22 protein-coding genes, 3 pseudogenes and 1 riboswitch are annotated in these 23,481 nt (G+C 68.4%); of the genes and pseudogenes, 21 read left to right on the forward strand and 4 right to left on the reverse strand.

What is annotated here, in order from left to right:
* Positions 1 to 6: 6 nt before the first annotated feature.
* Positions 7 to 1,005, forward strand: coding sequence for a type IV toxin-antitoxin system AbiEi family antitoxin domain-containing protein (locus GJV80_RS22320; RefSeq protein ID WP_154689781.1), 999 nt, complete (start codon positions 7 to 9; stop codon positions 1,003 to 1,005).
* Positions 1,006 to 1,072: 67 nt separating this feature from the next.
* Here GJV80_RS22320 and GJV80_RS22325 read toward each other — a convergent pair whose 3' ends face one another.
* Positions 1,073 to 2,353, reverse strand: a complete 1,281-nt coding sequence (locus GJV80_RS22325) for a citrate synthase (RefSeq protein WP_154689782.1) — start codon at positions 2,351 to 2,353, stop codon at positions 1,073 to 1,075.
* Between the two features lie 237 nt (positions 2,354 to 2,590).
* On the opposite strand from GJV80_RS22325, the gene rplM reads away from it, so the two are divergent.
* From rplM to glmM, 3 genes and pseudogenes are all read left to right on the forward strand, one after another.
* Positions 2,591 to 3,034 carry a 50S ribosomal protein L13 gene (rplM, locus tag GJV80_RS22330; RefSeq protein WP_154689783.1) on the forward strand — a complete coding sequence of 148 codons (444 nt, stop codon included), beginning with the start codon at positions 2,591 to 2,593 and terminating at the stop codon, positions 3,032 to 3,034.
* 51 nt (positions 3,035 to 3,085) lie between these two features.
* Positions 3,086 to 3,610: a 30S ribosomal protein S9 gene (gene rpsI / locus GJV80_RS22335; protein ID WP_195909363.1), complete on the forward strand. Its 525-nt coding sequence runs from the start codon at positions 3,086 to 3,088 to the stop codon at positions 3,608 to 3,610.
* A gap of 113 nt (positions 3,611 to 3,723) precedes the next feature.
* Positions 3,724 to 5,083 (forward strand): annotated as a pseudogene (glmM, locus tag GJV80_RS22340) (phosphoglucosamine mutase).
* 282 nt (positions 5,084 to 5,365) lie between these two features.
* On the opposite strand, the pseudogene GJV80_RS22345 reads toward glmM, so the two are convergent.
* A pseudogene (locus GJV80_RS22345) lies at positions 5,366 to 5,743 on the reverse strand (sensor histidine kinase); the annotation flags it as partial.
* A gap of 32 nt (positions 5,744 to 5,775) precedes the next feature.
* On the opposite strand from GJV80_RS22345, the gene GJV80_RS23345 reads away from it, so the two are divergent.
* Positions 5,776 to 5,937 (forward strand): hypothetical protein, encoded by a 162-nt coding sequence (locus GJV80_RS23345; RefSeq protein WP_195909368.1) that lies wholly within the window; start codon positions 5,776 to 5,778, stop codon positions 5,935 to 5,937.
* A gap of 83 nt (positions 5,938 to 6,020) precedes the next feature.
* Here the strand turns inward: GJV80_RS23345 and GJV80_RS25270 are convergent.
* Positions 6,021 to 6,548, reverse strand: a pseudogene (locus tag GJV80_RS25270) (PAS domain S-box protein); the annotation flags it as partial.
* Between GJV80_RS25270 and GJV80_RS24420 the strand changes: the two are divergent.
* From GJV80_RS24420 to GJV80_RS22365, 4 genes are all read left to right on the forward strand, one after another.
* Positions 6,502 to 6,852: a hypothetical protein gene (locus GJV80_RS24420; RefSeq protein WP_230207943.1), complete on the forward strand. Its 351-nt coding sequence runs from the start codon at positions 6,502 to 6,504 to the stop codon at positions 6,850 to 6,852. The pseudogene GJV80_RS25270 and the gene GJV80_RS24420 sit on opposite strands and share 47 nt — an antisense overlap.
* 54 nt (positions 6,853 to 6,906) lie before the next feature.
* Positions 6,907 to 7,368 (forward strand): hypothetical protein, encoded by a 462-nt coding sequence (locus GJV80_RS24425; protein ID WP_230207944.1) that lies wholly within the window; start codon positions 6,907 to 6,909, stop codon positions 7,366 to 7,368.
* A 426-nt stretch (positions 7,369 to 7,794) separates the two neighbouring features.
* Complete coding sequence (locus GJV80_RS22360; RefSeq protein ID WP_154689784.1) at positions 7,795 to 8,175, forward strand: response regulator; 381 nt, start codon at positions 7,795 to 7,797, stop codon at positions 8,173 to 8,175.
* Positions 8,172 to 8,618, forward strand: coding sequence for an Hpt domain-containing protein (locus GJV80_RS22365; RefSeq protein WP_154689785.1), 447 nt, complete (start codon positions 8,172 to 8,174; stop codon positions 8,616 to 8,618). Before GJV80_RS22360 ends, GJV80_RS22365 begins: the two co-directional genes overlap by 4 nt.
* 32 nt (positions 8,619 to 8,650) lie before the next feature.
* On the opposite strand, the gene coaA is transcribed toward GJV80_RS22365, so the two are convergent.
* Entirely contained in the window at positions 8,651 to 9,622 is a 972-nt protein-coding gene (coaA, locus tag GJV80_RS22370) for a type I pantothenate kinase (protein ID WP_195909364.1), read from the reverse strand.
* A gap of 748 nt (positions 9,623 to 10,370) precedes the next feature.
* Here coaA and glmS point away from each other — a divergent pair.
* The 12 genes from glmS to tsaD all read left to right on the forward strand — a co-directional run bounded on the left by glmS (position 10,371) and on the right by tsaD (position 23,439).
* Positions 10,371 to 12,227 carry a glutamine--fructose-6-phosphate transaminase (isomerizing) gene (gene glmS, locus GJV80_RS22375; protein WP_154689787.1) on the forward strand — a complete coding sequence of 619 codons (1,857 nt, stop codon included), beginning with the start codon at positions 10,371 to 10,373 and terminating at the stop codon, positions 12,225 to 12,227.
* Positions 12,228 to 12,279: 52 nt separating this feature from the next.
* Entirely contained in the window at positions 12,280 to 12,630 is a 351-nt protein-coding gene (locus tag GJV80_RS22380) for a holo-ACP synthase (protein WP_154690457.1), read from the forward strand.
* A 10-nt stretch (positions 12,631 to 12,640) separates the two neighbouring features.
* Complete coding sequence (locus GJV80_RS22385; RefSeq protein WP_154689788.1) at positions 12,641 to 14,068, forward strand: NAD(P)H-hydrate epimerase; 1,428 nt, start codon at positions 12,641 to 12,643, stop codon at positions 14,066 to 14,068.
* 2 nt (positions 14,069 to 14,070) lie between these two features.
* Complete coding sequence (alr, locus tag GJV80_RS22390; protein ID WP_230207945.1) at positions 14,071 to 15,246, forward strand: alanine racemase; 1,176 nt, start codon at positions 14,071 to 14,073, stop codon at positions 15,244 to 15,246.
* A gap of 18 nt (positions 15,247 to 15,264) precedes the next feature.
* Positions 15,265 to 16,389: an alpha/beta fold hydrolase gene (locus tag GJV80_RS22395; RefSeq protein WP_154689789.1), complete on the forward strand. Its 1,125-nt coding sequence runs from the start codon at positions 15,265 to 15,267 to the stop codon at positions 16,387 to 16,389.
* Between the two features lie 198 nt (positions 16,390 to 16,587).
* A riboswitch (guanidine-III (ykkC-III) riboswitch) is annotated at positions 16,588 to 16,653 on the forward strand.
* Between the two features lie 16 nt (positions 16,654 to 16,669).
* Positions 16,670 to 16,963: a hypothetical protein gene (locus tag GJV80_RS22400; protein ID WP_154689790.1), complete on the forward strand. Its 294-nt coding sequence runs from the start codon at positions 16,670 to 16,672 to the stop codon at positions 16,961 to 16,963.
* 322 nt (positions 16,964 to 17,285) lie between these two features.
* Entirely contained in the window at positions 17,286 to 18,335 is a 1,050-nt protein-coding gene (locus GJV80_RS22405; RefSeq protein ID WP_154689791.1) for a TRM11 family methyltransferase, read from the forward strand.
* A 348-nt stretch (positions 18,336 to 18,683) separates the two neighbouring features.
* The gene (locus tag GJV80_RS22410; protein WP_230207946.1) at positions 18,684 to 20,294 is read left to right on the forward strand and encodes a DEAD/DEAH box helicase; all 1,611 of its coding nucleotides are present in this window, start codon (positions 18,684 to 18,686) and stop codon (positions 20,292 to 20,294) included.
* Positions 20,291 to 21,268, forward strand: a complete 978-nt coding sequence (gene tsaE, locus GJV80_RS22415; protein WP_154689793.1) for a tRNA (adenosine(37)-N6)-threonylcarbamoyltransferase complex ATPase subunit type 1 TsaE — start codon at positions 20,291 to 20,293, stop codon at positions 21,266 to 21,268. Before GJV80_RS22410 ends, tsaE begins: the two co-directional genes overlap by 4 nt.
* Positions 21,265 to 21,924, forward strand: coding sequence for a tRNA (adenosine(37)-N6)-threonylcarbamoyltransferase complex dimerization subunit type 1 TsaB (gene tsaB / locus GJV80_RS22420; protein ID WP_154689794.1), 660 nt, complete (start codon positions 21,265 to 21,267; stop codon positions 21,922 to 21,924). Before tsaE ends, tsaB begins: the two co-directional genes overlap by 4 nt.
* On the forward strand, positions 21,921 to 22,382 hold the full coding sequence (gene rimI / locus GJV80_RS22425) for a ribosomal protein S18-alanine N-acetyltransferase (protein ID WP_255455505.1): 462 nt from the start codon (positions 21,921 to 21,923) through the stop codon (positions 22,380 to 22,382). Before tsaB ends, rimI begins: the two co-directional genes overlap by 4 nt.
* Positions 22,375 to 23,439 (forward strand): tRNA (adenosine(37)-N6)-threonylcarbamoyltransferase complex transferase subunit TsaD, encoded by a 1,065-nt coding sequence (gene tsaD, locus GJV80_RS22430; protein WP_154689795.1) that lies wholly within the window; start codon positions 22,375 to 22,377, stop codon positions 23,437 to 23,439. The genes rimI and tsaD overlap by 8 nt, the downstream gene beginning before the upstream one ends.
* The last annotated feature ends 42 nt before the right edge of the window (positions 23,440 to 23,481 follow it).

Here is a 23,481-nt window from a genome sequence, read left to right on the forward strand (position 1 = left end):
CAGGGTGTGAGACCACGCGTCGACCCGACCCCGGAGTTGCTGAACCTCGCCGGCCTCCAGGGCGGTGTTGTGACTGCGGAACAGGCAGCCGCCCACGGACTCGGTCGGAACAGCGTCGCTCGCCTCGTCGCGTCAGGTCACTGGCTGCGGCTGGATCCCGGCGTCTACGCGACGCGGGAACCGGATTGGATGTCGAAGGCGTGGGCCGGCGTGCTGATCGGCGGCGGCACGGCCCGGTTGGGCGGACTGGCTGCCGGCTACCTCCACGGGCTGTGCGACGACCCTCCGGAGCGGATCCTGGTGCACATCGATCATGCGGTCCGCCGCCGGGACCGGGGACCGTGGCGGTTCCGCCGCGAACTCCCGGACAAGCAGTACGCCCGGCCGCGCGGAGATCCGTCACGGATCAGCGTCGAGGATCTGGTACTCGATCTCCTCGACACCGATACCGACGACCCGGAACGGCGCGGCGCTGTGCACTGGATCTCGACGGCGGTCCAACGGGGACTCTCCACGCCGCCGCGTCTGCGGAGGGCGCTCGCCGGACGCCCGCGGATCCGCGACCGGCGGCTTGTCGAGGATCTCCTGGCCGACGTGGCCGAAGGGGTCCGGTCGCCTCTGGAGTATCGCTACCGCAACGACGTCGAGCGCGCCCACGGCCTACCCGCAGGCAGCCGACAGGCCGGCCGGCGGTCCGGTCGTCTGGAGCGGACGAGGAGCAGCTACCGGGACGTCTGTTACGACGACTTCGGCCTGGTCGTCGAGCTCGACGGCCGGGCCGGCCATGTCGAGGGCGGCAGGCTCCGTGATCTGCGCCGCGACAACGTGACAACCCTTCGCGGCGAGCGGACGCTGCGCTACGGATGGTTCGACGTCACCCAGGAGGCGTGCCTGACCGCCTTCCAGGTCGCCGCCGGCCTGAGGTTCGGCGGTTGGACCGGGGTTCCGACCCGCTGCCGACACTGCGCCGGCATCCCCGAATCCGAACTCTGGGAAGTGTTGTGAAACACAGCTGGGAAGTTGGTGCTGGGTAGTCACAGCAGCAACTTCCCAGCTGTCGATCGGCTGTCGGTCAGCGGTCGGCCACCGGGACGAAATCGCGGCTCCGGGAGCCGGTGTAGATCTGCTTGGGACGGGCGATCTTCTGCTCCTTGTCGTTCACCAGTTCCTCCCACTGGGCGAGCCAGCCGGGCATCCGGCCGATGGCGAACAACACGGTGAACATCTCCGGCGGGAACTCCAGCGCCTCGTAGATCAGGCCGGAGTAGAAGTCGACATTGGGGTAGAGCTTGCGGGAGACGAAGTAGTCGTCCTCCAGCGCGATCTTCTCCAGTTCGACGGCGATCTTGAGCAGCGGGTTCACGCCGGTCACCGCGAACACGTCGTCGGCGGCCTTCTTGATGATCTTGGCCCGCGGGTCGTAGTTCTTGTAGACCCGGTGACCGAAGCCCATCAGCCGTTCCTTACCGCCCTTCACGCCCTCGATGAAGTCGGGGATGTTGGAGACGTCGCCGATCCGGCGGAGCATCCTCAGCACCGCCTCGTTGGCGCCGCCGTGCAACGGGCCGTACAGCGCACCGACACCGGCCGCGACCGCCGAGTACGGATCGACGCCGGAGGACCCGACCGAGCGGACAGCGTTGGCCGAGCAGTTCTGCTCATGGTCGGCGTGCAGGATGAACAGCACCTCAAGCGCCTTGGACAGGCGCGGATCGGCGTTGTACTTCCGCTCGCTCATCTGGAACAACATCGCCAGGAAACGCTCGACATAGGACAGTTCGTTGTCTGGGTAGACGTACGGCTTGCCCTGGCCGTGACGGAAGACGTAGGCGCCGATGGTCGGCATCTTGGCGATCAACCGAGTGATCTGCAGCTTCCGGTTGTCCGGGTCGCGGATGTCGGTCGCATCCGGATAGAAGGTGGACAGCGCCGCGACCGCGGCCATCGTCATGCCCATCGGATGGGCGTCGTACCGGAAACCCTCCATGAAAGTCTTGATGTTCTCGTGCAGGAAGGTGTGCATGGTGACGTCATGGGTCCACTGCCCGAGCTGGTCCGAGGTCGGCAGCTCGCCGTTCAGCAGCAGGTAGGACACCTCGAGGAAGCTGGACGACTCGGCCAGCTGTTCGATCGGGTAGCCGCGGTATTCCAGGACCCCTGCGTCGCCGTCGATGTAGGTGATCGCGCTCCGGCAGGAGGCGGTGTTGACGAATCCCGGATCGTAGGTGGCCAGTCCTGGCTCACCATCCACGGTGATCTGTTTCAGATCCGCAGCGCGAATCGTGCCGTCGGCGATGGGGATCTCATAGTCCCGCCCGGTGCGGTTATCGCGAATGGTGAGGGTTTCGGTCATGCGCTCAAATTACGCGGCTGAGGGGGTTGCGGCCACTTCGGGGGCTGTCGACGCCCTATGATCTGAGCCACTCATCCGGGCGGGTCGCTTGCCCGTACGGCCGCGTTTTGACCGGGGCCGGTGCCCGCGGGTAATCTATCTCGCTGTTGCGCTCATCGCGTTGCGTCGCTGTGCGCCCCTGACGGGGCTCCGCGACATCCAGTACACATCGAAGCGAAGAAAGATTGGTCTGCGGCCGTGTCCACGTACAGCCCCAAGCCTGGTGACATCACCCGGGAATGGCACGTCATCGATGCCACCGACGTCGTCCTCGGTCGGCTCGCCACCCAGGCGGCGACGCTGCTCCGCGGCAAGCACAAGCCGACCTTCGCTCCGCATGTCGACGGCGGTGACTTCGTCATCGTCGTGAACGCGTCGAAGATCGCGCTCACCGGCAACAAGCGGGCTGACAAGCTGGCCTACCGGCATTCCGGTCGGCCCGGTGGCCTGAAGTCGATCAGCTACGGCGAACTGCTGGATTCCGATCCGCGCAAGGCCGTCGAGAAGGCGGTCTGGGGCATGCTCCCGAAGAACCGCCTCAGCCGCAAGCTCATCAAGAAGCTGAAGGTGTACGCCGGCCCGGAGCACCCGCACACCGCCCAGAAGCCGCAGGCTTTCGAGATCACCCAGATCGCTCAGTAACAGGTAGCAGGAGAAGCACCGACCGTGACCGAGAACGCACCCGAGGGCCAGCTGAACCAGGCCGAGGCCCAGACCGAGGCTCCTGCAGAGGAGATCACCCCGTTCAACGAGGGCGAGCGCGAGATCGCCTACCGCAGCGAGAGCGCCGGCGCCCGTACTGCCGACCAGGCGAACCGCCCCGCGGTGATCACCGCCGCCGGAGCGACCGGTCGCCGCAAGGAGGCCATCGCCCGGGTCCGGATCATTCCGGGCAGCGGCACCTGGACGATCAACGGCCGGACCCTGGACGAGTACTTCCCGAACAAGGTCCACCAGCAGATCGTCTCCGAGCCGTTCGTCACCGCCGCGGTCGACGGCGCCTACGACGTCATCGCCCGGATCAACGGCGGCGGCATCAGCGGCCAGGCCGGTGCGCTGCGGCTCGGTGTGGCCCGTGCGCTGAACGAGGCCGACGCCGAGGCCAGCCGGCCAGGTCTGAAGAAGGCCGGCATGCTGACCCGTGATGCGCGGATCAAGGAACGCAAGAAGGCCGGTCTGAAGAAGGCCCGCAAGGCTCCGCAGTACAGCAAGCGCTGAGCAACCCCTTCCTCGAGCTTCGGCGTGTTCGGCCGAACTGGTCGTAGGCTCGGGACAACCCCGTCCTGCCGGGGTCGTAGGAGATTGCTCGCCACGATTGCGAAGGGGGCCGGATGGGGCGGCTGTTCGGTACGGACGGTGTACGCGGTGTCGCGAACGCCGATCTGACGGCGGAACTGGCACTTGACCTGTCCGTCGCGGCTGCCCAGGTCCTCACCGATGCACGAAGTACCGACGGCTCGCAGCCGATCGCCGTGGTCGGCCGGGACCCGCGTGCCTCCGGCGAATTCCTGGAGTCGGCCGTCGTAGCCGGCCTGGCCAGCTCCGGCGTCCAGGTGGTACGTCTCGGCGTGCTCCCGACTCCCGCAGTCGCCCATCTGACCGGCGCGACCAATGCCGACTTCGGCGTGATGATCTCCGCCAGCCACAATCCGATGCCCGACAACGGCATCAAGTTCTTCGCCCGCCGCGGCGCGAAACTCGACGACGCCCTCGAGGACGCCATCGAGGCCCGGCTCGGCACCCCCGCCGTTGCCCGCCCGATCGGCGCAGCCGTCGGCCGGGTCACCGATCGGCCGGATCTGGTCGACGCCTACATCGACCATCTGGTCGGCACGGTCGGCGCACCGGCCAGCCTGACCGGTATCCGCGTGGTCGTCGACTGCGCCAACGGTGCGGCCTTCCGGACGGCGCCGGAGACGTATCGTCGGCTCGGCGCGACGGTCTCGGTGATCAACGCCGCACCGGATGGCATCAACATCAACGAAGGCTGCGGATCGACCCACACCGGCGGTCTGCAGCAGGCCGTTCGGGAGTCGGGTGCTGACCTCGGCATTGCGCTCGACGGGGACGCTGACCGCTGCCTGGCGGTGGACGCCGCCGGCCAACTTGTCGACGGTGACCAGATCCTCGCCATCCTCGCCCTGGGTATGCACACCGAGGGGCAGCTGCCGTCGGACACCCTGGTGGCCACCGTGATGAGCAATCTCGGGCTCACTCTGGCGATGGCCCGGCACGGCATCCGGGTCGAGCAGACCAAGGTCGGCGACCGGTACGTGCTCGAGGCGATGCGGGCCGGCGGTTTCGGGCTGGGCGGTGAACAGTCCGGCCACGTCGTCCTGGCCGACCACGCCACCACCGGCGACGGGGTGCTCACCGGGTTGCACCTGATGAACCGGATGGCAGCCACCCGGTCGTCACTGGCAGAGCTGGCCGCGGTCATGGAGCGGCTGCCCCAGGTCCTGGTCAACGTGCCCAATGTGGACAAGAGCCGGACCGACGCGGTTCCGGCGCTCCCGCGACGCGGTCGCCGCGGCCTCCGCCGAACTCGGTGACAGCGGGCGGGTCCTGCTGCGCCCGTCAGGCACCGAATCCCTGGTCCGCGTGATGGTCGAGGCGCCGTCGGTCGACCAGGCACAGCTGGTTGCCGAGCGACTGGCCGAGGTGGTACGCATCTCGCTGGCGATCTCTTAGCAGCTGATTTGTCGGCTGCCTGCTGCTGCCGCTGGTCTGCGCTGCCAATCGACAGTTCCGGGGGCGACCCCCGTACCCCGTGCGCACTCGCGTCCTCATCGATCGGGACTCGGCTCCTCCGCTTCGCTCGGAGCCGGTCTCGCTGCGCGTCGACGGGAGTGCCTTCCGTGTTTGCGGCGGTTCGGGTAGCTCTTGTTCGGCGTGCCGCCACGGGCTTGGCGGCGGGCAGTTGCCGAAGGCTTCGGGACATGGGGCAGTGCTGAGGGAGTGCGGGGCCGGAAGTTACCTGCCGACCGGTTGTTCCGACCCGGCATCCGGCCTGCTCTCCGCCGACGGCGTGTCGGGCAGCTCGTCGCCTTCCGACTCCTCCGGTGCGGGAAAGACCCTCGGCAGGGTGAACCGGAAGACTGCACCGCCGTGCGGCGGGCTCTCGGCCCAGATCCGGCCGCCGTGCCGCTCGACGATGCTGCGGCTGATCGACAAGCCGAGGCCGCTGCCGCCCATCTCGCGACCGTCGGAGGAGTCGACCTGTTCGAACCGCTCGAAGATCTGCTCCAACTTGTCGGCGGGGACGCCGCGGCCCTGGTCGCGGACCGTGAAGACGATCAGCTGGTGCTCGCTGTCGGTGTCGGTTCCCACCGGCAGTGCAGGCTCGGCGCTGACCGTGACGACACCACCGGCAGGGGGAGAACTTGATCGCGTTCCCGATCAGATTGACCAGCGTCTGCACGATCCGGTCGGCATCGGCGTTCACCTGCCCGATCGCAGGCCCGGTGTCGATGCTGACCCCGGATTCGGCGGCGATCGGCCGCAACTGGGCGGCGGCGGTCTGGACGAACTCCGACACCTCGTGATCGCGGAAATCCATCGGCATCGACCCGGATTCCATCCGCTCGATGTCCAGGATGTCGTTGACCAGCCGGCCGAGCCGTTCGGTGCTGTCCAGGGCGATGCCGATCATCCGGCGGGCCTGCGGCGACAACGCCCCCAGCCGGTCGCCGGACAGCAGGCCGAGCGATCCGCGGATCGCGGTGAGTGGTGTCCGCAGTTCGTGGCTGACCACCGAGACGAACTCCTGCTTCATCCGGTCCACCTCCCGGCGTGAGGTGATGTCCCGGAAGACAATCACCGCTCCGGGCGTGCTGGTGTCGCTGTGCAGCGGGCTGGACGTCACCTCGACCGGGATCTCCCGGCCGTTTGGGCCGAGATACAGATCCTCCTCACCACTGGTGGTCAGTCCGGTCTCGATCGCCTCGGCGATGTAGCAGCTCCGGTAGTCGTACGGCGTCCCGTCCGGCTGCGGCGCGTGGAACAGGTCGTGGGCATGCCGGCCGATCAGCTCCTCCGCAGGGTAGCCCAGGGTCCTGGCTCCGGACGGGTTGACGAAGGTGATGATGCCGTGGCTGTCCACCCCGTAGATGCCGTCGCCGACGGAGTTGAGCAGCAGCTCGCTCTGCCGGGTCATCGAGGCCAGTTCCCGGGTCCTGCTGTGCACCCGGCGCTCCAAGGCCCGGCGGAGCAGTTCGTTGTCGGTGATCAGCAGCAACTGCCGGGCCACGACCGCGGCAACCAGCAGCAACCAGATCGCCCCGACCCACGGATTGATGTCCGCCGGGGTCTTGATCAGGGCGTTGGTCACGGCGGCGACCAACAGCAGTCCGAAGGTCATCACGGTGTCACCGAGCGGCGGCGCCTCGTTGACCCGGGCCGGCGAATCCGAGGTCTTGATCCGTCCCGGGAGCAGGGCAGCGAAGGCGATCAGCGAGTAGCCGAGCATCCAGCCGACCGGTCCGGCCGTCGTGTAGAACGTCTGCCCGCGGACCGTGAGCACCCACCGCACGAGGTCGGTCACCGCCCAGATCGAGAAGCCGAGCGCCAACATCAACTGCACCGGACGGTCGGCCCGGTCGCCGCGGATCAGCAGCAGACCGGCGACCGTTGCGACGATCACGTCGATGATCATCAGAGCGATCGTGTCGGCCCGGAAGACCGGGTTCTGTCCCTCGCTCAACACCGGAGCCAGGGCGAAGACGGTGGTTGTCAGCAGTACGGATCCGCCGACGACGACGCCGTCGAGCACCATCCGGAGCAGTTCCCGGCCGCGTCGCGGCGTGGTCGGGAAGGATGCCATCCCCCAGATCGCCAACAGGCTGGAAGCCAGGAACCCGACGTCGCCCACGATGGCGATTCGCGTCCACCGCATCGCGCCGCACAGCACGTACCACTCGATACCGAGGACGACGAAGATCGCCGAGATCGACAGCAGCTGCCACGCCCGTCGCTGACGCTGCGGGCCGCGTCGCGCGGCGACGGCTGCCATGACGATGACCGCCAGACCGGACAGCACCAGCCCGATGTTGTTGATGAACAGCCGGGTGGCCAGATCCAGCGGACCGGACAACACAATCGCCAGGCTCATCAGGGCCGCGACGACGGCAGCTCCCAGCACCAGCAACCATTTGAGGTCGCCGGACCGGATCACCTGCTGTGTGCGGCGAGGCGACACGTCGCAAATCCTCCGATGCTTCTCATGACGAGACCGTGACCTGGCCGTGACATCAGGTCTCGGTCATGCTACCTATTACGATGACGGATGCCATGGGCCCGGACAGGGGTCCTTCGGGCTGCAGGTTGGGAAGTCGGGAGACCCGCCAAAGCTTGCAGGCGTGGTTTGAGGACGTACTCCAGCAACGAGATGCGGCGGTGAGGCAATGTCGCGCAAGGACGTCTTGGTGGTCGACGACGACGCGTCGATCCGGGAAGTGATCCAGATGACCCTCGAGGTCGTCGGTGGCTGGACCGTGCGCTTGGCCGCCAACGGCATGGAGGCGGTGGAGAAGGTTCGTGAACGCCGTCCCGATGCGATTCTGCTCGACCTGATGATGCCGGGCATGGACGGCCCGTCGACCTTGGCCAGACTGCGCGGCGGCTCCGACCAGAACGTTCCGGTGATCCTGCTGTCGGCCAAGATCCAGCAACGCCGCGACGACCAGCAACTCACGGGACTCGGAGTCGCCGGCGTGATCGGCAAACCCTTCGACCCCATCTCCCTGCCGGACCGGATCTCCGGCATTCTCGGGTGGGCCTCATGAGTGAGAAGAACGACACCAACGCAGGGCGTCCGAGCGCCGACGGGCAAAGCCGTTCCGGAGGCGACCCGACCACCGACATCAGTTCCGGCACCAGTTCCGGCACCAGTCCCGACGCAGCTGAGGCGCTCCACAGGGTGGCCGACATTGCCGACCGGGCCCGGGAGCGCAACATCGGCCGGGCCGGGGATCTGGCCGCCTGGGCGAGCATCGGCCGGGCGGGCCGGATCTCGGCGGAACAACGCGGCGAGGCTGCGGAGATCGCCCACCAGTTGGCCGGGTCGGCCGGCACCTTCGGGTATCAGGCGGCGACCGATGTCGCCCGGGAGGTGGAGCGGCTCTTCGGCGAGGCCGACGGTGCCGAGGCCTGGACCAGGCTCACCGAATGCGTACGCGATCTGGTGCGACGGCTGCAGGAGCCTCCGGAGCTGACGGCGCTGGAATGACTCGCCCAGGCTGATCCTGCCCGGCCCAGCGGTCACAGCTTCCGAATCCGCACCCACTCGATGTGGTGGTCGTCGCCCTTGCGCAGGACCGCGGTCGCCCGGCCGCGGGTCGGCAAAACGTTCTTGACCAGGTTGGGCCCGTTGATGGTGTCCCAGATGAACTCGGCGGTCGACACCGCCTCGTCGTCGGTGAGCGTCGCGTACCGGGTGAAGTACGACCGCGGGTCGCGGAACGCCGTCTCCCGCAGTCCAAGGAACCGCTCCACGTACCACTCCCGGATCGCCTCGGTCCGGGCGTCGATGTAGACCGAGAAGTCGAAGAAGTCCGACAGGGCGAGGCCAGTGGTGCCGTCGGCCCGCGGCCGGGCCGGCTGCAGCACGTTCAGTCCCTCGATGATGAGGATGTCGGGCCGCCTGACCACGATCTCTCTGCCCGGGACGATGTCATAGCTCAGATGGTCGTAGACCGGCGCGGTGACGTTGTCCTTGCCTGACTTGATGTCCATCACGAAACGCAACAGCGCGCGGCGGTCGTACGACTCCGGGAAGCCCTTGAGATTCATCAGCCCGCGCCGCTCCAACTCGGCGTTGGGCAGCAGGAAGCCGTCGGTGGTGACCAGCTCGACCTTGGGATGCTCCGGCCAGCGCGCCAGCAGTGACTGCAGCAACCGCGAGGTGGTCGACTTGCCGACCGCGACCGACCCCGCGACACCGATCACGAACGGGGTCCGGCCGACCGACAGCCTCAGAAACTCGTTACTGGCCTGGTGCAGATTCCCCGTGTGCTTGACGTACTCGGCCAGCAGCCGGGTCAGCGGCAGATACACCTCGCGGACGTCGTCCAGGCTGGTCGGATCCTGCATGCTGCGCAGCGATGCCAGAGTCTCCTGGGTGAGCGTGAGTGTTGCGGAGTTGGCTAGTTCGGCCCAGTCGGCGCGGCTGCGTTCGACGTACGGTCCGCTGGTCACGCCATTGTGGCTCCCGGCTTCTGACACGCCGACGATTATTGCCGTCGACCGCCGAACCCTCGAATCGGCGTGTCACAGTCGGGCCGTGACCCCAAACCGCCGACACCGCCAGCAAGGCGAACGCGGTCAGCGAGAGCGCGGCGGAGACGGCGTGCGCCATCTCCCACGTGTTGCGATAGGCGGTCCAGTCCGGTGGCAGGGTGGCCGGTGTCCAGTCGGTGACAAGGGCATTGACCGGCCGGTTACCGACGAAGTACGCGACGAGCGTGCCCAGCAGGGCGGCAGCTGCGATCAGGGCCCGAACGCCGCCCGCGACGTACCGGTGGCCGATCAGCCAGATGCCCAACGCGCCGGCGGCGATGGCGCCGACGATCTCACCGATGCCTCCGACGACGGCGAATCCGCCGTAGAAGGTGTGCTGCACCGCGAGCCACGACGCTCCGTCGAGCCCGCGGCTTCCCGGGTCCTGAAGGACATGGGTCAGCGTCAACCCGGAGACCAGTGCGCTGCTGATCAGGGCGACGAACAGCAGCGCCTTCATCCACCTCGTTCCGGTAACTGTGTTGCTGTACGACATAGGCGCATCTTCCGGCGCGTGGCACCTGCGCCACCACGGGCAAACCCCTGATGCGCGGGCCGGAACGACCCGGAATGATCCCCGTGACCGGCCAGCCGGAGGATGATCAATCTCCGTGGGCCGAACCGGGCAGCCCGGCGTAGTGATTCATCGTTCACCAACGACCGGTCCAGCATTTTTCGTGCCGCGGTGGGTAGCCTGACGGCCATGTGCGGGATCGTGGGATATGTGGGCCCGGGGCCTGCCGCAGCCATCATCATGTCCGGACTGAAACGGCTGGAGTACCGCGGCTACGACTCGGCCGGGGTCGCCGTTGTCACCTCCGACGACGCCGGGTCGCGGATCGCGCTGGCGAAACGGGCGGGCAAGATCGGCAACCTGGCCGGCGCTTTGGACGCCGAACCGATGCCCGTCGACGGGGTCGGTGTCGGGCACACCCGGTGGGCGACGCACGGCGTACCCAACGACCTCAATGCCCACCCGCATCTGTCCTTCGACGGTCGGGTGGCCGTTGTACACAACGGCATCATCGAGAACCATGCCGCGCTGCGCGCCGAACTCGGTGCCGCGGGGATCGCCACCGTGTCCGACACCGACACCGAGGTCGTGGCACATCTGCTGGCTCAGGAACTCGAGGCCGGCCGGAGGCTGCCGGATGCGATGCGCGCGGTCTGCAATCGGCTGGACGGTGCGTTCACCCTGGTCGCCGTCGACCGGGACGATCCGGCGACGGTGGTCGGGGCGCGGCGGAACTCCCCGCTCGTCGTCGGGATCGGCGACGGCGAAAGCTATCTCGCCTCCGATGTGGCCGCCTTCATCGATCACACCCGCGAGGCGATCGAACTCGGCCAGGACCAGGTCGTGGAGATCCGCGCCGGCGAGGTGCGGGTGACCGGCTTCGACGGACGTCCGGCGCAGACGCGCCCCTATCACGTCGACTGGGACACCTCGGCCGCGCAGAAGGACGGCTACGACTGGTTCATGCGCAAGGAGATCTACGAGCAGCCCAAGGCGGTGGCCGACACGCTGCTCGGCCGCTACGACACCGACGGATCGCTGCGGTTGGACGAACTGCGGATCTCCGAATCCGAACTGCGCCGGGTGAACAAGATCATTATCGTGGCCTGCGGTACCGCCTTCTACTCCGGCCTGGTGGCCAAGTACGCGATCGAGCATTGGACCCGGATCGCCTGCGAGGTCGAGCTGGCCCACGAGTTCCGCTATCGGGACCCGATCGTCGACGCCAACACCCTCGTGGTCTGCATCAGCCAGTCGGGCGAGACCGCCGACTCGCTGATGGCGATCCGGCACGCCTCGGAACAGGGCGCCCGGGTGCTGGCGATCTGCAACACCAACGGCTCGACGATCCCGCGAGAGTCGGACGCGGTGATCTACACCCATGCCGGCCCGGAGATCGGGGTCGCCTCGACCAAGGGCTTCACCACCCAGCTGGTGGCCTGCTATCTGCTCGGGCTGTATCTCGCCCAGGTCCGCGGCACGCTGTTCGGCGACGAGATCGCCCGGTTGATGGACGAACTGGAGCAGATGCCGCAGACCATCCAGGGTGTGCTGGACGACGCCGAGCCGGTGCTCAAACTGGCCGCCGACTTCGCCGAGCAGCCGTCGGTGCTGTTCCTCGGCCGGCACGTCGGCTATCCCGTCGCCCTGGAAGGAGCGCTGAAACTCAAGGAACTGGCCTACATCCACGCCGAGGGCTTCGCCGCCGGGGAACTGAAACACGGACCGATCGCGCTGATCGACCAGGGGCTGCCGGTCTTCGTCGTCGTACCGCCGCTCGGCCGCGACATGTTGCACGACAAGGTGGTGTCCAACATCGCCGAGATCCGGGCCAGGGGCGCCTTGACGGTCGTGCTGGCCGAGGAGGACGACGAGGCCGTCGGACCGCTGGCCGATGTGTGGATCCGACTGCCGAAGGTCTCGACCCTGCTGCAGCCGCTCGCGGCGACCGTACCGCTGCAGCTCTTCGCCTGCGAGCTGGCCACCCGCAAGGGTCACGACGTCGACCAGCCGCGCAACCTGGCCAAGTCCGTCACCGTCGAGTGATCGTAGGCTCGGGTGTTGTGAGTACGGCTATCGCATGCGGCCCGGTGATCCGGTGATCATCGGTGTCGGCATCGACGTCTGTGACGTCGAACGGTTCGCGGCAACGATCGACCGCCGGCCGGGATTGGTCAAACGACTGTTCACCTCCACCGAGGCGACCCGCCCGGTCGCCTCGCTGGCTGCCCGGTTCGCGGCCAAGGAGGCGCTGGCCAAGGCACTCGGCGCACCGAGCGGGATGTCCTGGCTGGATGCCGAGATCGTCACCGACGACGAGGGCAGGCCGGGTTTCGCGATCGCCGGCACCGTTGCTGCTCGGGCAGCCGAGCTCGGCGTGACGGAGATTCACGTCTCGTTGTCCCATGACGCCGGGATAGCCTCGGCGTTCGTGATCTGCGAACGCTGAGGAGTTGATCATGCAGACGGCCTATCCGGTACACGACATCCGGCGCCTGGAGGAGACGGCGATCGCCGCCGATCCCCGACGTGACCTGATGCAGATCGCGGCACGGGCACTGGCCTCGGTGATCATCGACGAGCTGCTCCGGCGACGGGGCGCAGTCTATGGCGCCCGGGTTCTGGTGCTGGTCGGCGGCGGCAACAACGGAGGCGATGTGCTGTTCGCCGGTGCACACCTGGCCCGGCGGGGCGCCGCCGTGACTGCGCTGCCGGTGATCGGGACGCCGCACGCGGCCGGCCTGGCAGCACTGCGAGCTGCCGGTGGTCGGGTCGGCGAATCGGATCGGGGATCCTTCGATCTGGCTGTCGACGGGATCTTCGGGATCGGTGGCCGACCCGGCCTTCCTGATCAGATCGCCGCCCTCGTCGCCCGTCTCGAACAGGCCGGCGTACCGATGATCGCCGTTGATCTTCCTTCCGGTGTGAATGCCGACACCGGGGCGGTTCCCGGTGCCGCAGTGCGGGCCGATGTCACGGTCAGCTTCGGGGCGGCCAAGCCGAGCGAACTGATCGAGCCCGCCAAGGGGCACTGCGGTCGCCTGGTCCGGGTCGACCTCGGCTTCGAAGTTGATCATGCCGTCACCGGGCTGTACCAGCTGGACGAAGATGATCTTGCTGCCCAGTGGCCCTATCCGGGTGCCCGGAGTGACAAGTACGCCCGCGGTGTCGTCGGGATCGATGCCGGGTCCAGCCAATATCCCGGTGCCGGGATCCTCGCGGCCCACGGTGCTGTCTATGCCGGTGCCGGGATGGTCCGGTTCCGCGGCAGCGAGGAGGCCCGGCGGGTGCTCACCGCGGCGTTGCCGAATGTCGTCTACGCCGAAGGCAGGGTGCAGGCCAGGTTGTACGGCTCCGGCTGGGGTGACCGCACCGACGGCGCCGAGGTGATCGCCCGCGGTCTGGCTGACGGGTTGCCCGCCGTGGTCGATGCGGACGGGTTGCGGCACCTGCCGGACGAGGGACTCGATCCCTCCTGGCTGCTCACCCCGCACGCCGGTGAGCTCGCCCGGCTGCTCGGCTGCGAACGTGCCGAGGTGGAAGCCGACCCGGTGGGCGCCGCCCATCGCGGCGCCGACCGGACGGGTGGGACAGTGCTGCTGAAGGGTGCGACCCAGATCGTCGCACAACCCGGTAAGCGGTCGGTGCTGATCGCCGTACCCGGACCGGCTTGGACGGCACAGGCCGGTTCCGGCGACGTACTCGGCGGAATGTGTGCGACCTTGCTGGCTGCCGGCGTGCCGGCACCGCAGGCCGGGGCACTGGCCGCCTCGCTGCAGGCGGTCACTGCGGCGTCGCTGCCCGGTCCGGTGCCACCCCACGAGTTGGCCCGGGAGGCGGCCCGGATGCTCGGCCGGCTGCAGAGCCGCGATGACGGTGGGAGTTGATCATGGGCGAGCCGATCATGGAAGCAACCGCTGTGCCGGCCCCGGGAATCGATCCGGACACGGCGTCGGCCGTTGTCGATCTTGCCGCGTTCGGCCGGAACATCGCCAGACTACGCGAGCATGTCGGCGGCATGTCGATCATGGTGGTGGTCAAGGCCGAGGCGTACGGGCACGGCATGATCAACTGCGCGGCGGCCGCCCGCCGGGCCGGTGTCGACTGGCTCGGGGTGGCAACGCCGTCCGAGGCACTCCGGCTGCGGGCTGCCGGTGATCAAGGCCGGTTGTTGTGCTGGCTGTACGGTCCTGACGAGGATTTCGAGGCTGTCGTCGCCGCAGACATCGACATCACCGTGCATCATCCTGAACAGTTGTCGGTGATCAGTGCCGCAGCCGGTGCGGTGCAGCGGACCGCCCGGGTCCAGTTGAAGATCGACACAGGGCTGTCCCGCAACGGTTCGCCGATCGCCGATTGGGAGCAGCTCTGCGCACTGGCTGCCGAGGCGGAGCAGTCCGGTGCGGTCCGGGTGGCCGGCATCTGGTCGCACCTCGCATCGGCCGACGAGCCCGGGCATCCGTCGATCGCCCGGCAGTCCGAGCGTTTCGCCGATGCTCTGGAGGTCGCGGCCCGCAACGGACTGCACCCCGACCTACGGCATCTGGCCAACTCCGCGGCCGCGATCACCCTGCCGGAGGCTCGGTACGACCTGGTCCGGCTCGGCATCGCCTGTTACGGCGTCGAACCGGCACCCGGCGTCGCCGGCGGCGCCGGGCTGGAGCTGGAACCGGTGATGACTCTGCGGGCGCGGCTGGCAGCCGTCAAAGCGATCCGGCAGGGCGAGGGCGTGTCGTACGGGCACACCTGGATCGCCGACCGGGACACCGTCCTCGGCCTGGTGCCGCTCGGTTACGGCGACGGCGTCCCGGTGCACGCCGGCAACACCGCCGCGGTCGTTGTCGGCGGCCGCACAGTCCCCGTCCGGGGACGGATCTGCATGGACCAGTTCGTGGTCGAGCTCGGTCCTGACGCGCCGGAGCAGGTCGGTGACGAGGTCGTCGTTTTCGGCGCGGGCGGGCCCACCGCACAGGACTGGGCGGATGCCTGCGGCACTATCGGATATGAGATCGTCACCCGGATCGGGGTCCGGGTACCGCGGGTCCACCGGACCGACCCGGAGTAGGAGGGTGCAGGGAGCATCATGAGTCGTCGCGAGGGATTCGGCCTGGCCGCGGGCGTTGCCGCGCTGGCGCTGGGCGGTGTCGCAGCCGGGTTCACGCTGGAGCGTGAGCTGATCGGCAAGCGGTTACGTCCCGCGATCCACGGTGCCGATGCCGAGCAGTTCTTCGCGCTGCGCACCGAAGGTCAGCAGGTCGAGACGCTCGACGGGGTGAAGCTGCACGTGGAGGTAGACGAACCCGAACCCGATCTCGTGGACCGGCCCGAGGTGACCCTGGTCTTCATCCACGGTTACGCGCTGAGCCTCGACTGCTGGCACTTCCAGCGTCGTGCGCTGCAGGGGAAGTACCGGATGATCTTCTACGACCACCGTTCCCACGGTCGGTCGGGACGCTCGGCGTCGAACCTGTGTCGGATCTCCCAGCTGGCCGCCGACCTGGCCCAAGTCCTGCAGGAGGTGGCCGGACCGGGTCCGGTGATCTTGATCGGGCACTCCATGGGCGGGATGACGATCATGGAACTGGCCAGGCAGCGTCCCGAGTGGTTCGGCGCCACCGGACCGATCGACGGTGTCGGCCCGATCAGCGGTGTCGGGCTGGTCTGTACCTCCAGCGACGATCTGCTCGACCCGCACCCGGTCCGTGGACTGCCCGCGCGGCTGCTCGCCCGCGCAGCGATGCCGGCGATGGCTGCGCTGAACCGGATTCCCACGGTTGTCGAGCACACCCGGCAAGCAGGTTCCGATCTTGCCTGGCTGCTCACCGGACTGATGACCTTCCCCTCGCCAGTGCCGCCGGCGTACGTGAAGTTCGTCGGCGAGATGTTGTCCCAGACACCGTTGGAAGTGATCGCCGATTTCTACCCGGCCTTCGCCGAGCTGGATGAGTCCCCTGCGTTGCAGGTGATCAACACGGTGCCGACGACGGTGATCGGAGCGAAGCAGGATCTTGTCACGCCGTTCCGGCACACCGAGCTTCTGATCGAGGAGTTGCCGAACGCCGACACACTGATCCTCGACCCGTGCGGTCACATGGCGATGATCGAATACCACCGCCGGGTGACCGACGAGTTGGACAGACTGGTGGTGCGTGCCACCGGTGGTCAGCGGGGCAAGGTGACACCGGTGCGCAGCGTCGGATCGGAGTAGTCGCGCCCCTGACGGCGGCCACTGCCCCGGCAGCGGAGGTTGGTCCGGCCCGCGGCTGGGTAGCTCAGGGTCAGGTCGCACCCGGTTTCTAGTGCTGGGTGCGGTCCAGGCCCGGCGGGTTCGGAATGAGTGCCCGCCGGGCCGACCCCACTCTCTCTGGGCGCAGCGGCTCCAAGGCTGCGTTGTGCCACGATGGGATCGGTCCCGCGTTCGCGGGATGCCCGGACGAGACGCGCCGTACCCGGATCGCAAAGACGACGCTGAGATCGGGAAGGGCGTCATGGTTCTGCAAATAGTCCAGATCATCGGATCGCTGCTGATACTGCTCGGCTTCGCCGCCGCTCAGCTTGGGCGGATGAAGCAGGACTCGGTCTCGTATCTGGTGGTCAACACCATCGGGTCCGGCATCCTGGCGGTCCTCGCATTCCAGGAGCGGCAATGGGGTTTCCTATTGCTCGAGGGGACCTGGTGTGTGGTGTCGGTGATCGGACTGATCCGCAGCCTCGGCCGGCGGCGACAAGCCGAGCAGAGCGGGTCCGGTGACCCGTCGAGGTCGTCGACCTCATCGGGGTAGGGCGTCCGGAAGTTCGTACGCGATCACCGTGACGACCTCGCCTCGGTACTCCCTCGGTGCCGCACGGGCCGACCTCGACGAACCCTGCGCCGGTGAGCCGTGTCGGGTCCTCGCGGTTGCGCTCGATCAGGCCGCGGTGGAAGTGCAGATCCTCGTCCCGGTCGGCTGCCCACCAGTTCGTTCGCGCCGCACCAGTTCGTCCGCGCCGCACCAGTTGGTCGGCGGCGCACCGGCTGCAGGCGGTGCGGGGTCGAGTAGGGGTCGCGGGAACGAGCAACTGGTGCGGCGAGCCCACCGGGTACCCACGGATAGAGTCGGGGTGGTGAAGGTGCTCTGCATGCACGCGGCCGGCCTGGGCGAGTTGGTTGCCGTCTCGCTGACCTCCGACCTCAACGCTCAGGTCCTGTACGCCGACGACAGTGCGGTGATGATCAGCACCAAGGCGCCGGCCGCGAAGCTCGGGCAGCTGTCCTACATCAAGAACAGTTTCATCGTGATCGGATCGGTGCCGCGACGGCGGGAGCTTCGGCAGGCGGTCGACGCCATCAGTCGGGAGATCGGCAGGTGGACCCTTCCCCGTGGCCGCAATCCGTACCGGCTGATGTTCTCCGAGGACGGCCAGCTCGTCGGCGTACCGGCCGGCAGTCGATCACGGCTGACGGACGCGATCAACCGTGCAACCGGCGGTCGATTCACCCCACGCGGGGGTGGGGACGAGTACTGGACGATCACCCGTCGGGATCTGGACCAGGTGCTGTTCTGTCAGCGAACGCCGCGACGCCAGCGGCGCCAGGCGGTCAAGGGCGCACTGGCGCCTGATGTCGCCGAGGTCATCGTGCATGCGGCCGGACGGCCCCGACGCGCTGACGTGGTACTTGACCCGTTCGCCGGCAGCGGTGCCTTGATCGCCGCTCGGACACAGCAGCCGTACGGGGAGGCGATCTGCTCCGACCTGGGTTACCGCGACGGATCGGTCGAGCTGCTCCCGGAGCTGGCCGGCCGGGCGGGCATCAGGCAACTCAGCGACGACGCCCGGTCGCTGCCCTCGGTGCCGGACGACTCGGTGGATGTGGTGATCACGGACCCGCCGTGGGGTGAGTACGACGAGGGCGGCCCGTTGGAGGCCGAATCGGTGACCGCCGACGCGCTGGGAGCCATCAGCCGCGTCCTGCGACCCGGCGGCACCCTGGCCATGCTCGTCGCCCGAAAGCTGGCCGATGTCATCGAGAAGCAGTGGACATCCCACGATCTTCGGGTACGACGGTCGTACCAGATCCTGGTCAACGGGCACCCGGCCACACTGCTGGTCGGCGGCGCCCACGGCCAGGGCCCTGCAGCGCGACGATTCGGTTCCCAGGAGCCAGCGGCGTAGAATCAATCCAGCGGGTCGGTGCCGATCCACCGATTTCCCGCTTCCATCCATCGAACCCTTCCTCAGCCGAGTTGCTGTGGTGTGCCAACGCCCGGGTTCGACCACGATGCGTGCGTCCTTCCAGGGGCGCGTGCGCCCCGATCACCCGACACAGTCGGTGAAGAAGAGAGATTCATGCCGTCAGGTAAGCCCGAGCGCTCCCCGCGCTCGAACCATTCGTCCAAAAAGCACCGCTGGTCGGCGGAGGAGCGAGCTGCCCGTGGCCGCCGCCCGCGTCGCCGCGGCGGCGCCGAACGGACCGTCGACAACCGTTCCGACCGGCCGGCTGGTAACCGTTCCGACCGCGCCGTGAGCAACCGCTCTGACCGTTCCGACCGCGCCGTCAGCAACCGTTCGGACCGTCCGACCACCCAGCGTCCGCAGTCGGACCGCGGCGCCCGTTCCGAGAAGCGCCGTTTCGAGACGCGTCGTGTCGAGTCGCGCCGTTTCGAGTCGCCGCGCTCAGATCTCGGCGGCTCGCCCACCGTCAGCCGCCCGACCAGCCGCCCGATGGATGCCTCGGCAACCGACTTCGCCGAACTCGGCGTCGACCCGGTGCTCGTCGAGCGACTGTCGGAGGACGGCATCACCACACCGTTCCCGATCCAGACTGCTGCCATCCCCGACGCGGTCTCCGGCCGGGACGTGCTTGGCCGCGGCCGGACCGGATCGGGCAAGACGCTCGGCTTCGGCCTCCCGTTGCTCACCCGCCTCGCCAAGGGACGGCGTCCCGGTCGTTCTCCGCGCGCCATCATCCTGCTGCCCACTCGCGAACTGGCCACCCAGGTCTCCGATGTGCTGGCACCGCTGGCCCGCGCCATCGGACTCCGTACGGTGCTGGTCGCCGGCGGGATGTCGTACACGCCTCAGCTGCGCGGTCTGGAGCAGGGCATCGACGTCGTCATCGGTACGCCGGGTCGGCTGATCGATCTGATGGATCGTGGCGCCCTCGACCTGGGATCGATCGAGATCACGGTGCTGGACGAGGCAGATCACATGGCCGATCTCGGCTTTCTGCCCGACGTCACCACCATCTTGGACGCGGTCCCGGCCGACGGTCAGCGGATGCTGTTCAGCGCCACACTGGATCGTGGCGTCGACCGGCTGGTCGCCACCTACCTGACCGATCCCAGCACACATGAGGTCGACACCGATCGGGCATCGGTCGACACCATGACCCACTACCTGTTGCCGATCGCCCCCGCGGACAAGAAGTCGATCACCGCGGAGATCGCCAACCGCTCCGGTCGCACGGTGATCTTCGTACGCACCCAGCTCGGCGCCGATCGGGTGGCCGAGGAGTTGCGCACCGCCGGCGTGATGGCCGGCGCCTTGCACGGCGGGCTTCCCCAAGGCGCCCGGAATCGCACGCTGGAGGCGTTCAAGAACGGCTCGCTCCCGGTCTTGGTGGCCACCGACGTCGCCGCCCGCGGCATTCACGTCGACGAGGTCGGTCTGGTCCTCCAGGCCGATCCGCCCGCCGACGGCAAGACCTACCTGCACCGTGCCGGTCGGACCGCGCGAGCCGGCCAGGCCGGAGTGGTGGTCACGTTGGTCCTGCCCGACCAGCGGCGGCAGATCCGGCGCCTCGCCCGGGATGCCGGTGTCAACGCGGTCCAGCTCAACGCCCGTCCCGGTGACGCCGAACTGGCCGCCGTCACGGGCGCTGTCGTGGTCGGCGGCGACCGGATCAGCGACCGGGACTACGCCAAGCTCATCGCGCCGCGTTCGGATCGCGGGCCGCGGTCCGGTAACCGCCGGGCCGGTGGCTTCGGCCGTCCCTCCCGCGGCCCTGCGGGCCGGTCCAATCGCGGCCCGGCCAACGGAAAGCCGAGCGGCAAGGGCAACGGCGGCAAGGGCAACGGCAGATGGAATTCCGACGGACGACCGGAGCGGGCCGCCTACCATAGCGGGCGATGACCGACCAGCATTCGTCTGACGAGCCGTTCCCGAGTTACCACCGGGCCACTGCCGAGCACGCTGCCGGCATGGTCGAGGTGATCCATGCCGCGTTCGGCGCCCGACCGCCGCTGGACCCGCCGTCGACCGCTGACGCCGAAACCGCGGACAGCGTGGCGGCGGCACTGGCGCACGGCAGTGGCGTGTACGCCACCGTCGCCGGTCGACCGGCGGGCGCGATCATCATCGAACGCGCCCATGATCAGGGTGACGGACGGACCGGTGTGCTGCGCCGGGTGTCGGTGCATCCGGATTTCCAGCGCCACGGCATCGCGTCGGCCATGGTGATCGAGGCAGAGGTGCTGGCGGCCGAACTCGGCTGCAACCGGTTGGAGTTGTTCGCCCGGGAAGAGTTTCCGGAGTTGATCACCTACTGGCAGCATCGCGGCTTCGGCATCGACCGGCAGGCGCCGCACGGGGTGATCCTTGCCCGCCCGCTGCCGGTGCGGATCGTCGTGCCGACCGCCGACGACATGACCGATCTTGGTGTCGCCCTGGCGGGTCTGCTGCGAGGCGGAGACGTGATCATCGCCACCGGCGACCTCGGCGCCGGAAAGACGACGTTGACCCAGGGCATCGGTCATGGCCTCGGTGCGGCCGGACCGATCATCTCCCCGACCTTCGTGCTGTCCCGGATCCACCACTCGGTCGACGATCGCCCGGATCTGGTGCACGTCGACGCCTACCGGCTGTCCGGTCCCGACGAACTCGAGGATCTTGATCTCGAGGAGACCCTCGACCGGTCGGTAACCGTGGTCGAGTGGGGAGAGAACGTTGCCGAAGGGCTCAGCCCCGAACGACTGGAGATCACCGTGCTGCGCAGTGCCGACCCGGAGGACGAGACCCGAACGGTGTTGATCACCGCCGTCGGTGAGCGCTGGGTAGGAGTTGATCTTGACAGCGTCGCCGGCCTGGAACCGGTGGGGGAGAAGTGACCGACCAGCTGATCCTCGGCCTTGACACCTCGACCCAGGTCGCGGTCGGGCTGTCCGACGGTGAACGGGTGCTGGCCCGTCGGAACTTCGCCGACGCCCGGCAGCATGTCGAACAGCTGGCGCCGCTGGTGTCCTCGGTGATCACCGAAGCCGGTGTGGAGTTGGCCACACTCACCGGGGTCGTCGTCGGCGTCGGACCAGGGCCGTACACCGGACTTCGCGTCGGGATCGCAACCGCCCGCATGCTCGGTTCGGCCCTCGGTGTTCCGGTCCACGGTGTCTGCAGCCTCGACGTCTTCGCCGCCCAATGGCTGCGGACCGGTCGGCCCGGTGGTGAGTTCGTGATCGCGACCGACGCCCGCCGCAGGGAGGTCTATTGGGCGCGGTACGACATCGATGGCCGACGGATCGAAGGGCCGGCCGTCGGCCGCCCCGACCGGGTGCCCGGACTGCCCGTGGGCGGGCCGGCAACCCTGCTGTATCCGGACCTGCCCCGGGCACAGGATGCGCCGAGTGAACTCGACGGCGGCATCCTCGCGCTGGCCGGTACGGCCCTGCCGGATGCCGGAATCGAGCCGCTCTATCTGCGCCGCCCGGACGCAGCCCCACCCGGACCCCGCAAATCCGTGCTCGCCCACCCGAGGGCCCTGCGGTGATCACCTTGGCCGTCCGCGCCGCAGATCCGGATGATCTGTCGGCGATCATGGAATTGGAGTTGGCCGGATTCGACGGCTGCGAGCAGTGGGGCCGGGACAGCTGGGAACACGAGCTGAGCCATCCGGCACTGGCGGTGCTGGTCGCCGGAGATGATCAACTCCACGGCGTGATCGCGCTGCGGATCGGCCCGGACGTCTGCGACCTCGACCGGATCATCGTCACCCCCGGCAGCCGCCGGCGCGGTATCGGACGGCGGTTGATGACCGCCGGCCTGGAACTGGCCGCCGGTCGCGGCGTCCAGGAAATGATCTTGGAGGTGCGCACCGACAACGAATCGGCGATCGCGCTCTACCGGTCGTACGGCTTCGAGCAGTTCAGCGTACGCAAGGACTACTACGGGCCGGGTAGCGACGCGATGATCATGCGCCGGCCGCTGGGGGATGACGACCATGACTGAACCGCTGATCCTCGGCATCGAATCGTCCTGCGACGAAACCGGAGTCGGCATCGTCCGCGGCAACCGACTGCTGGCCAACGAGGTCGCCTCGAGCGTCGAGGAGCACGTTCGCTTCGGCGGGGTGGTGCCGGAGGTCGCCAGCCGAGCCCACCTGGAAGCGATCGTGCCGACCCTCGAACGCGCCCTGGCCACAGCCGACATCGAGTTGTCCGAGGTCGACGCGATAGCGGTCACCGCCGGGCCGGGTCTGATGGGCGCCCTGGTCGTCGGCATCGCCGCCGCCAAGGCTCTGGCGCTGGCGACCGGAAAGCCGCTGTACGGGGTCAACCACCTGGCCGGACACGTCGCGGTCGACCTGCTGGACCACGGGCCGCTGCCGCAACCCGCGGTGGCTCTCCTGGTCTCCGGTGGGCACACCTCGCTGTTGCAGGTCGACGACGTGGCGACCAAGATCATCGAGGTCGGCGCGACCATCGACGACGCAGCAGGGGAGGCGTACGACAAGGTCGCCCGATTGCTCGGGCTGTCCTATCCCGGCGGTCCGGTGATCGACCGGATCGCCAACGGCAACGGTGATCCCGCGGCCGCCGGAGACCCTGCGGCGATCCGGTTCCCGCGTGGGCTGACCGCGCAGAAGGACCTGATCAAGCACCGGTTCGACTTCTCCTTCTCCGGGCTGAAGACCGCCGTCGCCCGCTGGGTCGAGTTGCGGCAACGCGACGGACTGGACGTGCCGCTGGCCGACGTCGCGGCAAGCTTCCAGGAGGCGGTCTGCGATGTGCTCAGTGCCAAGGCGATCGACGCCTGCGCGGCGCTGGGTGCGGAGGACCTGTTGATCGGCGGTGGGGTGGCGGCGAACGGCCGACTGCGTGCGCTGCTCGCCGAACGAGCCGAGCAGGCCGGAATCCGGCTGCGGCGGCCCAAGCCGGCCCTGTGCACCGACAACGGAGCCATGATCGCGGCACTGGGTGCGGAGATGGTGACCCGGGGATTGCCGCCGTCGACCCTGGAGTTCGGCGCCGACTCCACACTTCCGGTCAGCCGACCTCTGGTCTGACTCGATCTGGGAGGAAGCTGATCAGGGAAAGATCAGTGACAT

The organism is Microlunatus sp. Gsoil 973, assembly GCF_009707365.1.
Classification (GTDB): domain Bacteria; phylum Actinomycetota; class Actinomycetes; order Propionibacteriales; family Propionibacteriaceae; genus Microlunatus.